We start from the raw sequence: 11433 nt of genomic DNA, 5'->3' as shown, positions 1-11433 counted from the left end.
CGCTCATGGCGCCTCCAGGTGGAGCCGGTGGGCGATGATGTCGCGGGCGACGTCGAGCAGGGCGCGGTCGTGGCGGTAGGCGTGTGCGCGCAGCCGCGCGAGCGCCGCACCCAGCGGGAGATCGAGCTGGACGGCGAGTATGCCGGTGGCCTGGTGGACTTCGGCGCGGTGGAACACCAGGTCGGTGTCCGCGCGAGCGCCGGACAGGGATGGGCCCATCGGTGTTTGCAGCAGGAGCGTGCGCGCTATCTGCGCGAAGCGACCGATGTTGTGCTGCTGCTCGCGGGGAAACGCCCCGCTGGTGGTTCGGTAGCCGGTGAGCACGCCGATGACGCTGGCCCCGAGCATCAGCGGAGTGGCGATGACGGCGCGGGCACCCCGGCTCAGCGCGGCTGGCTGGAACACGGGCCACCGGGAGGCGGAGATCGCGGTCAGGTCCGTGGCGCTGACGGCCGTGCCGAGGCGCGCGGCGTCCAGGCTGGGGCCTTCGCCGTGGATGTACTGCAGGTCGTCGAGTTCGACGCCGAGCACGTTGGCCGGGTCGGACCACACCAGCTCGAGCCCTCCGTCAGCCGCGATCCCGCACAGGGTGAGGGCGTCCACGCCGAGCAGTGCCGCCATCGGCCCCGCGGCCACCGCACCGAGGGGCAGCCCGTCGTCGGCGACGGAGCGGAGCCGGGACAGCGCCGCGGTGACCGCGTCGCCGGGGGACTCCGGCGTCGTGGTCACCGCGGTGCCGGGTTCAGCTCGCTGGGACCTTCGCCCTGGGCGATTTCGCCTGCCAGGGTGCTCAGGGAGATCCGCCGGGAGCGGGCGTGCCCGCGCAACCGGACGAACGCCTCGTCCACCGAGACGCGGAACCGTTCGGACAGCATGCCCTTGGCCTGTTCGATCACGATCCGGCTGTTCAAGGCTCCCTGCAACTGCGCCACGATGTCCTGCTGGCTGCGAATCCGGTCCTGGTGCAGGAAGGCCGCGGCGGCGGTGCTGGCCATCGCCTGCGCGACGCGCAGATCCAGCGCGGTGGGCGCCGGTGTCCGCGCGTTCATCAGGTTGAGCGCACCCAGCATGGTGTCGAAGGCCCGCAACGGCACGGCCGCGATCGAGGTGATCCCGGCGCGCTGGGCGTGCGGGGCGAACCGGGGCCAGCGCTCGTTGCCGGAGGTGCCCGGCCCGAACAGCGCGGGGACGAGCGGTCCGTCGGTGCGCACGCTGTCCACACAGGGGCCTTCACCCAGTTTGATCTGGACGTCTTCCAGCTTGCGGCACCGCTCGTCGGAAGCGGTGACGTGGGTGACCTCGCTGCGCTCGTCCATCACGGTGATACCGGCGCACTGCACGGGCAGCAAGGCGAGCGCGTGCGTGGTCAGGTCGTAGAACAGTTCGAGGGAATCGAAGTTCTCGCCATCGCGGTGCGCGAGGTCGCACACGGCTTCGGCGATGCGGGCGTCGTGTTCGGTCGAAGGCACGGGGAAACCGCCGATCGGTCGAGTCCCGTTTCCGCGACCATGGCAGGGTCCCGGCGCACGCCCGGACGGGAGTGGGATGACCGCAGGGGGCCAAGAGGTGCTCGCCGACGGGAAGCGGTGCTCGCCTCGAATCCGGTCGTTCCGTCCACGGCCCCGCATCGGCCGGTTCCACCCGGCTGCGGCGACCTGGCGATGCGCCTCTTACTCTAGCGCGCATCGCCGGGCCGGGCGCCGCTCAGGGCAGATGCCGCGAAGCATGCTGGCGATCTGGCGCATGGTCGTCAGGAGGCTCTCGTCGACGTGGTGGCGTACGTGGGGAGCGCCGACGGATTGGTTCGCCGTGTCGTGCTGCGGTTTAAAGATGGCTTTGGACGGGAAGGAGCTTCTCGGCTTCGCTGTCCGGGGTGCGGTGAGGGTTGGTTGGTTCGCAGGGTTCCGTTTTCGTTGGTGTCGCTGCACTTCGCGACGCTGTTGTCGGAAACCCTTGTGTGTCAACGGTTTTCGCGGTGGTACTCGCGTGTTTCGCCCGTTTGGACTATCGAACGTGCGTGCGATCGGCGGTAGGCTGGCAGGGTGTCCGAGACTTCTCCTTCCCTTGTGCCGCAACAGGAACTGTGGCAGCTTCCCGCAGGTGAGCTGGCCGTTCTGTTGCGGGAGGAGTTCGTGTCCTGGTGGCGCCAAGAATCCCGCATTCACCGCATCATCGCGCATCTGGACAACGGTGGCGCCCGTGCTTTGGGGTACACCGGTGTGGCTGGGTTGGTGGCGGATATCGCGCGCAGTTCCGGCCCCGGTGTGAAGAAACTGGTGAAGCGGGCGCTGGCCACTAACCCAGGGCAGGGGATCGATGGTGCGGAGATTCCCGCTGCCGCGCCTGTTGGCGGTGAGGCTGTGCGGGAGGGTGAGATCTCGCCGGAGCATGTGGATGGGATCGTGCGGGTGCTGGAAAAGATCCCGGCTGCGGTGTCGGGGGAGGATCGGGAGTTCGCGGAACAGACTCTGGTCGAGTTGGCGCGGAGGGCGGGTGTCAGGGAGATCGGCAAGGCGGGTAAGGAAATCCTCGACCGTCTCGATCCCGACGGCCCCGAACCCCGCGACATCCCCGAGCCGAGGCGGGAGCTGAACGTTCATCAGCGCAAGGATGGTTCGGCGAAGTTCGACGGCTACCTCGATCCCGTGTCGGCCGCGAAAACCCTCGCCCTGCTGGACCCACTCGCCCAATCCAGCGAGGGCGACCAGGATGGTGAGCTGGTGCGGCGGAGTCGCGCGGAGCGGTACGGGGACGCGTTCATGGAAATCATCGCCCTCGCCGCCAGCCACCCCGAATCCCCGAACCGCAGCGGTGGCCGTTCGGGCCTGATCGTGACCATCCCACTGGATGCTCTGAAAAAGGAACTGGGCACAGCCTGCCTGGACATGGTCACCGACATCACCGCGAGCGAAGCCCGGATCCTTGCATGCGACTGCCGAGTCATCCCAGCCATACTCGACGGCGACGGCCAGCCCCTGGAGATGGGGCGGGCCAGGCGGTTGGTGACTGAGGCGCTTCGCTTCATGCTGGCATTGCGGGACGGCGGGTGTTGTTTCCCCGGATGCTCGCGGACCCCGCGGCATTGCGAAGCGCACCACGTCGTCCCGTGGGCACACGGCGGCACCACCGATTTAGGTAATCTCGTGCTGTTATGTGCTCATCACCACAGACTTTTACATCGTAGTGACTGGACACTTCGCATGGTCGACGGCCTTCCGGAGTTCACCCCACCCGAGTTCGTCGACCCATGGCGAAGACCCCGAACCAACCGCCACACCGCCCAACCCCGCGCAGCCTAAGCAACTCCGCCGCCACTGGCGGCCCAGCAGTCCGCTATATCCACAGTGGACTGGCCGAAATCCGGGGCCCTTCAACCGCTATCGGGCGAAGGGCGGAATTGGCGCGCCCGGATTGTTCCGGCGTTGGTGTCGGGTGTACCAGCGTGGTAACTATTCAGGTTGTTGTGCGGACTGTTGATAGCCAAGGGTTTCCGGTGATTGCGTTGCGGAGTTCGGTGAGGATGTGGATGTTGTTCTTGCGGAGTGCGGAGATGTAGGCGCGGGTGCGGAGCCAGGTGTGTGCGCCGTGTGGGGTGCGCCAGCCGCCGGAGATTTTGAGCTGGGCTTTGATCATGCGGAGGTCGCGTTCGGCTTGGTTGTTGGTGAACGGGACCGTGAGGTCGCGAGCGAAGCGCAGTGTGTCGTGCTGGTAGTCGCGTAAGCGTTTGAGTAGGCGATGCGTGGCGCCTTGCTTGCGTCCTTGTTGGGGTGGGTGCAGCAGCAGGCCGACGTTGACGGTGCGGATGAACTGGGTGGTCAATGGCTTCAAGGTCTTGGCGGGGATGGTGCTGCGTCCGGCTTCGCGGGCTTTGTGGGCGGCGTTGGTGAGTTTCTCCAGGGCGGCGATCGCGAAGCGTGGCCAGCTGTGTTCGGGGTGGGTTTCGCTGGCGGCGACCAGTTCGCGTAGGTAGCGGGCGTTGCAGCGGGCGTGGGTGAGGCCGTAGTAGTCGTAGGGGCGCCAGCCGTCGTGGACCGCGACACCGCGAAAGGTCGGCAGGATCCCGAATTCGTCCATCGCCTCGCTACGCGCAGCGGGTGGGCAAGGTACTCGGTCAGCATGGAGGTGCAGGCGGTGTGCAGCCACCAGGTCTTGCCCTCGACCCGGATCCCGGTCTTGTCGAAATGCGCCACCGGCGCCGTCCGTATCGCCTCGGTGACCTGGTTTTCGAACTCGTCCAGCTCGGCCGCGATCGGTGCGAGGAGTCCGGCGACCCAGCCGGTGGAGACCGGCATACCCATCAGGTCCGCCAAGAGCTGGGCGGTGCGGGCGCCCGGGATGTGCTGCTAGGTCAGCAGATACGCGGCCAGCGCGGTCACCGAGGGGCGCACCTCCGGCAGATCCACCACCTGCCGACGCGTCACACCAACCTTGTCACAGTGGCGCAGCCCCGTGCCGCAATCACCGCACGACGACGGAACATGCTCGACGACATGGTCGGGACCGTCCACTAACGACAGACTTGCCCCCGGGGCTCCTGGCTGCTTGCCCCGTTTGCGACCGGTCTTGCCGCGCAACGACTTCGGCGCCGGTTTGCTGAACCGGTCCGATGACGGCGGCATTGACGAGTTACCCGAATCCTGCCCAAGACGACGCTTCAACGAAGCGACCTCGCGCCGCCGTTTCCCGTCAATCTTCCGGAGGCCTCAACTTCTGGTCGTCCATTTCGTCCATCATGCAGTTCTCATCCCTTTTGCCCGGCCACGGCGCGCAGGATACGAGAACGCTGCCGTGGCATCGTTGGGAACACCCGTGCCGAACAGGATCGCAGCGGGTACAAGCGCAAACCTGGCCCAGTTCCAGCAATTGTGTGGCCTCGGGACGGGTGGTGACCATATCCGTCCGTGGCATGGCGCCACGGTGGCGGTGCACGCCGGGACCGGTCGCGGCATAACGGGGCTGGGTAAGCAACGCGTGCTCAGCGGCATCTGGCGGCCCCTGCGGCGACCATCCTGTGCCACCGCGGGGCAGCCACAGATCACCGAGCCACGGTCGGTGCCGGAGTCATCGCGATCCGCGGCCGCGACGCCTGACGGTCACCGTCCGCGCATTCGTTCCCGGATGACAATTACCGATTCCTGTTCTCGTGCTTTCGCGCGAAATGTGACATGGCGCGATGGTGGCGCTACCGGCTGAAATCGGGTTTCCGGAAAAGAGGGTGGGGGTGTCACCAGGATGCGGCAGTTCGGCGGCGCACTCGCCTGATGTTGCTAAAACACGAGATATCCGTGGTGCATCGTTTGACTTTAACGAGGAGTCGGGTAACCATCGCTGCGCTGGCTGCGGCGCACCGGAAGCCCGCATTTTTGTTCCTCGTTCACCAGTCGGACGACCATGGAAGAAATATGGGCTCGCAGTTATCCGTTGTGCGCGGTGAGGCGCGTGGCGACCGTATCAAGGTGACCCCGCTCGCGGCCCGGCGCGTGCCGCAGCCACGCGCCGAATGGGCGCGCGCGGCGGAAGAGCTGGTTCGCGGGCGCGAGCGGTCGCGCCGGGAGCCGATCGTGGCGGTCTTCCGGCTCGCCGAGGCCGTCCAGCTCCGCGACCGGTTCGGCCGCGCCGGGCTCGAGCGCGTGGTGTGCGAGGCGGCGGCGCTGATCGGTGACCTGCTCGCGGGCCACGAACTGGTCGGCACCGACGGGGACGGCGGCATCCTGGTGTTGTTGCGCGGCACCACCGGAGCGCGGGCGCGCAAGCGGCTCGTCGAGATGATCCAGCGGGTGAACCGGGCGGATTTCCCGTTCGCGGGGGACCATCTGCACGTCACGCCGATCTGCGGGTGGGCGAGCGCGGGGCATCCCTTCGCGGCACTGGAACTGGCGGACCGGGCCACGGTGGCCTGCGAGATCGCGCGCGGGCACCTCGACCTGCTGCCGCGCCGCTGGCAGCAGTCCGACGGCGAACCGCCGCCGCGGAGACTCTCCCGCGGCGCGCGGACCTGGCTTCAGGCGCTCTCGACCGTGGCGCTCGGTGTCGTGCTGCCGTTCCTGCTGCTGGTGGCGCTCTATTCGGCGGGGTTCGACATCGGCGCGCCGGTGTACCTCACCGTGCTCGTCGCGTTGCTGATCACCTCGGCGTTCATCTGGGCGGAGGGGCTGCGAGCGCTGTCCCCGCCGCCGCTGCCCGAGGACCCCGGCGGCCCGCACCCGCCCGCGTCCGCGGTGATCGCCGCGTACCTGCCCAACGAAGCCGCCACGATCGCGGACACGCTGCGGTCGTTCCTGCGCCAGGACTACCCCGGCCCGCTGCAGATCGTGCTGGCCTACAACACACCCGGGCCGCTGCCGGTCGAACGGGAGCTGGCGGCGATGGCGGCGGCCGATCCGCGGCTCGTCCTGCTCAAGGTCGACAACTCCACGTCGAAGGCGCAGAACGTCAACGCCGCGCTGCAGGTCGTCACGGGGGAGTTCACCGCCATCTTCGACGCCGACCACCACCCGGCCCCGGACGCGTTCCGCCGCGCGTGGCGCTGGCTCGCCGACGGCGCGGACGTCGTGCAGGGCCACTGCGTGATCCGCAACGGCGGCACCGGCGCGGTCGCCCGCATGGTCGCCGTCGAGTTCGAGTCGATCTACGCGGTCAGCCACACCGGCAGGGCCGCGTTGCACCACTTCGGACTCTTCGGCGGCTCCAACGGGTTCTGGCGCACCAGGGTGCTGCGGGAAACCCGGATGCAGGGCCACATGCTGACCGAGGACATCGACTCCACGTTCCGCACGCTGCTCAGCGGCCGCGAACTCGTCTACGACCCCGGCCTGCTCAGCCGCGAGCTCGCCCCGACCACGCTGAAAGCGTTGTGGCACCAGAGAATGCGGTGGGCGCAGGGCTGGTTCCAGGTCTCCCGCCGCCACCTCGGCTCGGCACTGCGCTCGCCGGGGCTGAGCCACCGCCAGAAGCTCGGCGCGGCCTTCCTGCTCGGCTGGCGGGAGGTCTACCCCTGGCTTTCGCTGCTCATCTTTCCGGTGATGGCGTTCCTGATCTGGCGCGCGGGCGGGATCGGCGAACTCGACTGGACGATTCCGACGTTTCTGCTGACCTCGCTGTACACGATTTCGGCCGGACCGGCGACGGTGTTGTTCACCTGGCGGCTCGCCGCCCCGGAAATCCGGAGGAACCGGGTGTGGTTCCTCGCCTACTTGTTCTTTTCGATCCTTTTCTACACCGAAATGAAGAACCTGATCAGCCGGACCGCGCAGCTCAAGGAGCTCAGCGGGGAACGGCAGTGGGTGGTCACCCCGCGCGCCGCACCGGCGGCCGAGGTCCGGCTGGAGACCGGATGAACACCGGGCAGGGCGGCAAGTTCGAGATCGAGGGGTACCGCGCCGTCGCCGCGCTCGTGATCGTGTTCTTCCACGGCTACCAGCACAACCGGTACGGGCCCGAGTCGAGGTGGCCGCTGCAGGGCACGGTATGGCACGAGGTGCTGATGAACACCGACCTGCTCGTCGACCTGTTCTTCGTGCTTTCCGGGTTCCTGCTCGGCCTGCCCTACGCCCGCGCGGCGCTCGGCGTCGGCAGCCCGAAACGCGCCCGCGCCTTCCTCATCCGGCGCGCGGTGCGCGTATTCCCGTTGTACGTCCTCGTCGTGCTGACCGTGTGGGCGATCAGCAACCCGGTGCTGCCGGGGGACTGGCGCGATCTGCTGCTGCACCTCACGATGACCCACGTCTGGAGCGACGCGAAGATCTTCTACACCGACGGTCCCGCTTGGACACTGGGCATCGAGGTGCACTTCTACCTGCTGCTGGCGCTGCTCGGCGCGCTCGCCCAGTCGGTGTGCCGCCGCGTGCCCGGCCGCGGGGCGCGGTTGTGGATCCTCACCGGCGGGATCGGCGCGCTGATCGCGATCAGCCTCGGCTACAAGCTGTGGGCCGTCTTCGTCCGCCGCTATCCCGCCGACGCGTGGTCGATCTGGTTCAACCCGCCCGCGAAACTGGACGTCTTCGCCATCGGCCTGCTGCTCGCGGTGGCGGCGGCCGCCGGGGTGCGCTGGCCGAACCGCTCGGCGCGCACCGCGGTCGGCGCGCTCGGCATCGGGGTCGTCGGCGCGGGCATCTGGTGCCGGTACCAGGGCATGCCGGACGCGTTCGCGCATTCGGCGTTCGCGGTCGGCCTCACCCTGCTCATCGGGGCGACCGCGCTCAGCCGCGCCGCGGGGCCGCGGTGGCTGCGCTGGCGGCCGCTGGTGGCGATCAGCCTGGTCAGCTACAGCATCTACCTCTGGCACGAACCGCTGCTGCGCGTGCTCGATTCGGCCGGGCTGCTGCCGCACCCCGGCACGCCGTGGGCGTTCCCGGTGACGTCGTCGCTGTTGCTGCTCGTGGCCGTCCCCGCCGGATTCCTGAGCTACCACGCGATCGAGCGGACCGGCGAGAAGATCGGCGCCGCCTTCGACCGCGACGGGCGCCCGCGGAACTACTACGAGCCCCTTCCACCGCCCGCGAACTGAGGTGTCACAAGGAATCCCGGAACCGGTCGGGGTTCGTGCCGTCGAGGATCTCCACCGCTTCCCGGCGGCAGGCGCGGGCGCGGTCGTTTTTGCCGAGGGCGTCGAGGGCCTGTGCGAGCACCTCCAGCGCGAGGCCGCTGAACTGCGCGTGCCCGATCCGGCGGCTCGTGACGTGGCCCAGTTCCGCGTGGCGCATCGCTTCGGCGGGCCTGCCCGCCCGGAGGTACAGCTCGGCCAGCAGGATCGACATGCTCGCCTCGCGAAGGGTGTTGCCGGACTTCCGTTCCAGGTGCGCGGATTCCGTGCACACCTCGATCGCCTCGTGCAGTTTGCCCAGTGCGGCGAGCACGGTGCCGAGCTGGTGCAGGGCCGCCCGCGCGGCGATCCCGCACGGGCCGACGGTCTGGCTGACCCGGACCGCGTGCTCGGCCATGGTGAGCCCCTTTTCGGAGTTGCCGAGGCCGAGCTGGGCGCGGGCGAGGTAGGCGAGCGCGAACAGCTTGCCCGGCCGGTCGTCGATCGCCTGGTAGGAGGTCACCGCCTCGTCGAGATCCTCGGCCGCTTCGGCGTAGTGACCGGCTTCGACCGCGACGACCCCGGAAGCCAGCGTGCAGGTGGCGATCAGGAGGTGATCGCCCGCCCGCCTGCTCAGCCGGAGCGCGAGCAGGCGTTCGTCCTCCGCTTGGTCGAGGCGCCCGTTCTCCAGCGCCACCTTGCCGAGCACCATGTGCGCCTGCGCGCCGCTGGCCGGGTCCGCGCGCTCGGCCGCGACCCGCGCGACCACCCGGCCGGTCTGCTCGAGATCCGCGCCCGCGGTACCGCCGTCCACGAGCAGCCCGGCGACGAGCAGCAGATCCGCCGCGGGGCGCAGCGAACACGCGGGGTTCTCGGCGACGCGGCGGGTGGTCGCGAGCAGTACCGGGCGGCGGTTCGCCACCCAGTCCTGCGCGTCCCTTGGGCTGCCGAAGGAGGTGCCGGTGGACGTGGTCGCGGACAGGCGATCGGCGAGCACGCTCTCCGGTTCGACGCCGCGGTAGGCGTTGCGCGCGGTCGCCAGCGCGTAGTCGAGCAGCCGTGCCAGCGCGGCGGCTCGCTCGCCTGCCCCGTCCTCCGCTTCGCTGCGCTGGCGGGCGTAGAGCTTCACCAGGTCGTGGAAGCGGAAGCAGCCCGGCGACGGTTCTTCGAGCAGGCTGGCGTCCACAAGGGACTGGATGAGCGCCAGTGTGTCCTCTTCGGACAGATCGAGGATCGCGGTGGCGGGCGGCACGGTGAAGTCCACCCCGTCGATGGTCGCGAGCAGCCGGAACGCCCTGCGCTGCGGCGGGGCGAGCTGGGCGTAGCCGAGGTCGAAGGTCGCTTCCACGGCGACATCGGCCATCCGCAGCTCGCGCAGCCGCACCCGTTCGCCTGCCAGCCGTTCGGCCAGCGAGGCGATCGTCCACGACGGCCGGTTCGCCAGCCTGGCGCCCGCGACCCGGATGGCCAGCGGGAGGAAGCTGCAGGCGGACACCACCTCCAGCGCGGCCGTTCGCTCGGCGTCGACGCGCCGTTCGCCGACCAGCCGGGACAGCAGCGCCAGCGCTTCGGCGGGCGGCAGCACGTCCAGGTGTACCGCCCGGCACGGCAGCCAGCCGAGCTTCGCCCGGCTGGTGACCAGCGCCCCGCAGCCGTCGCCACCGGGCAGCAGGGGTTCGACCTGCTCGACGTCGCGCGCGTTGTCCAGCAGTACCAGCACTTTTCGAGTGGCCACAATGGCCTGGAACAGGGCGGCCCGCTCGGCGGCACCCGAGGGGACGTCCTCGCGGGGTACGCCGAGCGCGTACAGGAACCTGGCGAGCACCCGGTCCGGTGCGGTGGGCTCGGCGTCGGTACCGCCGAGATCGGCGTAGAGCTGCCCGTCCGGGAAGTGGTCCCGCACGGAGTGCGCCACGGAGACCGCCAGCGCGGTCTTGCCGACCCCGCCGGTCCCGGTCACCGCGGCCAGCGGGGTGGGCGGCCCGCTGGTGAGCGCCGCGCGCACCTGTTCGGCTTGGTCGCCGCGTCCGGTGAAATCCGTGATGGTGGCGGGAAGTTGCGCCGGTACGGCGATTCTCGCCGGATCGGGCGCCCTGCCCGAATCGGCTTCGGCGCGCAGCCGTGCGTGCAGGGCCCGCAGTTCTTCGCCGGGTTCGCAGCCCAGTTCGCGGTCGAGCAGCCGCCGGAGGTCGGCGTAGACACCGAGCGCTTCCGCCGGCCTGCCACCACCGTGCAGGGCCCGCATGAGCAGGCCGTGCCAGCGCTCGCGCAACGGGTGCCGGTGCACCAGATCGTTCAGTTCCGCGGCGGCCTCGGCGTGCTCGCCGAGCGCCAGATCGATCTCCAGCCGGGTTTCCAGCGCGGCGAACCGCTGTTCGGTCAACCGTTCGCGCTGCCTCCGCACGTACGGGCCAGGGACTTCGGCAAGCGGTTCCTCCCGCCAGAGCGCCAGCGCGGTGCGCAGCGCGGTCCTGGCTTTTCCGAGATCACCGGCGGTACGGGCCAGCTCCGCGTCGGCGACCCCGCGTTCGAAATCGCCGAGATCGGTTTCGACCCCGGCCGCGAGCTGGTATCCACCGCTGACCGAGGTGACGACCTGATCGGGCGGGCGGCGGCCGAACGCGGCGCGCAGCCGCCCGACGTAGGTGCGAAGCGCCGCCACCGCGTGGTTCGGCGGCGCTTCGCCCCACAGTCCGTCGACGAGTTCCCCGATCGACACCGCGGCACCTGCGCGCAGCACCAGCATCGCGAGCACCGCCCGCTGCTGCGGTGAACCGAGCGCGATCTCGGACTCGCCCCGCCAGGCCCGGAGCGGGCCGAGCACCCCGAGGCGAACCCGCTCGTCTGCCACCGTCATCGAACCAGCCTGCCGAGTCCGGACCGGTCGCGCGTCCGCGAAGAGTGTGAATTAC

Annotated in this window: 8 protein-coding genes and 2 pseudogenes; 3 read left to right on the top strand and 7 right to left on the bottom strand. The window is 69.6% G+C overall.

Annotated features, from left to right (window positions below):
- Window positions 1-3: 3 nt before the first annotated feature.
- Complete coding sequence (locus tag HUW46_RS06215; RefSeq protein WP_215546364.1) at window positions 4-729, bottom strand: GAF domain-containing protein; 726 nt, start codon at window positions 727-729, stop codon at window positions 4-6.
- Window positions 726-1469, bottom strand: a complete 744-nt coding sequence (locus tag HUW46_RS06210; RefSeq protein ID WP_215546363.1) for a GAF and ANTAR domain-containing protein — start codon at window positions 1467-1469, stop codon at window positions 726-728. The genes HUW46_RS06215 and HUW46_RS06210 overlap by 4 nt, the downstream gene beginning before the upstream one ends.
- Before the next feature lie 573 nt (window positions 1470-2042).
- Here HUW46_RS06210 and HUW46_RS06205 point away from each other — a divergent pair.
- Window positions 2043-3299: an HNH endonuclease signature motif containing protein gene (locus HUW46_RS06205; protein ID WP_215546362.1), complete on the top strand. Its 1257-nt coding sequence runs from the start codon at window positions 2043-2045 to the stop codon at window positions 3297-3299.
- 154 nt (window positions 3300-3453) lie between these two features.
- Here HUW46_RS06205 and HUW46_RS06200 read toward each other — a convergent pair whose 3' ends face one another.
- The 4 genes and pseudogenes from HUW46_RS06200 to HUW46_RS48995 form a co-directional block, all read right to left on the bottom strand.
- On the bottom strand, window positions 3454-4074 hold the full coding sequence (locus HUW46_RS06200; protein WP_215546361.1) for an IS66 family transposase: 621 nt from the start codon (window positions 4072-4074) through the stop codon (window positions 3454-3456).
- 23 nt (window positions 4075-4097) lie between these two features.
- Window positions 4098-4337 (bottom strand): annotated as a pseudogene (locus HUW46_RS49000) (IS66 family transposase); the annotation flags it as partial.
- A 6-nt stretch (window positions 4338-4343) separates the two neighbouring features.
- Entirely contained in the window at window positions 4344-4508 is a 165-nt protein-coding gene (locus HUW46_RS06195; protein WP_215546360.1) for an IS66 family transposase zinc-finger binding domain-containing protein, read from the bottom strand.
- A gap of 21 nt (window positions 4509-4529) precedes the next feature.
- A pseudogene (locus HUW46_RS48995) lies at window positions 4530-4658 on the bottom strand (DUF6444 domain-containing protein); the annotation flags it as partial.
- Between the two features lie 798 nt (window positions 4659-5456).
- On the opposite strand from HUW46_RS48995, the gene HUW46_RS06190 reads away from it, so the two are divergent.
- The gene (locus HUW46_RS06190; RefSeq protein WP_215546359.1) at window positions 5457-7337 is read left to right on the top strand and encodes a glycosyltransferase; all 1881 of its coding nucleotides are present in this window, start codon (window positions 5457-5459) and stop codon (window positions 7335-7337) included.
- The gene (locus tag HUW46_RS06185) at window positions 7334-8506 is read left to right on the top strand and encodes an acyltransferase family protein (RefSeq protein ID WP_215546358.1); all 1173 of its coding nucleotides are present in this window, start codon (window positions 7334-7336) and stop codon (window positions 8504-8506) included. The genes HUW46_RS06190 and HUW46_RS06185 overlap by 4 nt, the downstream gene beginning before the upstream one ends.
- Window positions 8507-8510: 4 nt before the next feature.
- On the opposite strand, the gene HUW46_RS06180 is transcribed toward HUW46_RS06185, so the two are convergent.
- Entirely contained in the window at window positions 8511-11378 is a 2868-nt protein-coding gene (locus tag HUW46_RS06180) for an AfsR/SARP family transcriptional regulator (protein ID WP_215546357.1), read from the bottom strand.
- Between the last annotated feature and the right edge of the window lie 55 nt (window positions 11379-11433).

It is taken from the genome of Amycolatopsis sp. CA-230715, from assembly GCF_018736145.1.
Taxonomy (GTDB): Bacteria; Actinomycetota; Actinomycetes; order Mycobacteriales; family Pseudonocardiaceae; genus Amycolatopsis.
This window is presented reverse-complemented; position numbering and strand designations above follow the sequence as displayed.

Bases quoted from the DNA above. Each gene is read 5' to 3' on its own strand.
- HUW46_RS06185 (WP_215546358.1), top strand. From the start codon at position 7,334: ATGAACACCGGGCAGGGCGGCAAGTTCGAGATCGAGGGGTACCGCGCC.
- HUW46_RS06200 (WP_215546361.1), bottom strand. From the start codon at position 4,074: ATGGACGAATTCGGGATCCTGCCGACCTTTCGCGGTGTCGCGGTCCAC.
- HUW46_RS06180 (WP_215546357.1), bottom strand. From the start codon at position 11,378: ATGACGGTGGCAGACGAGCGGGTTCGCCTCGGGGTGCTCGGCCCGCTC.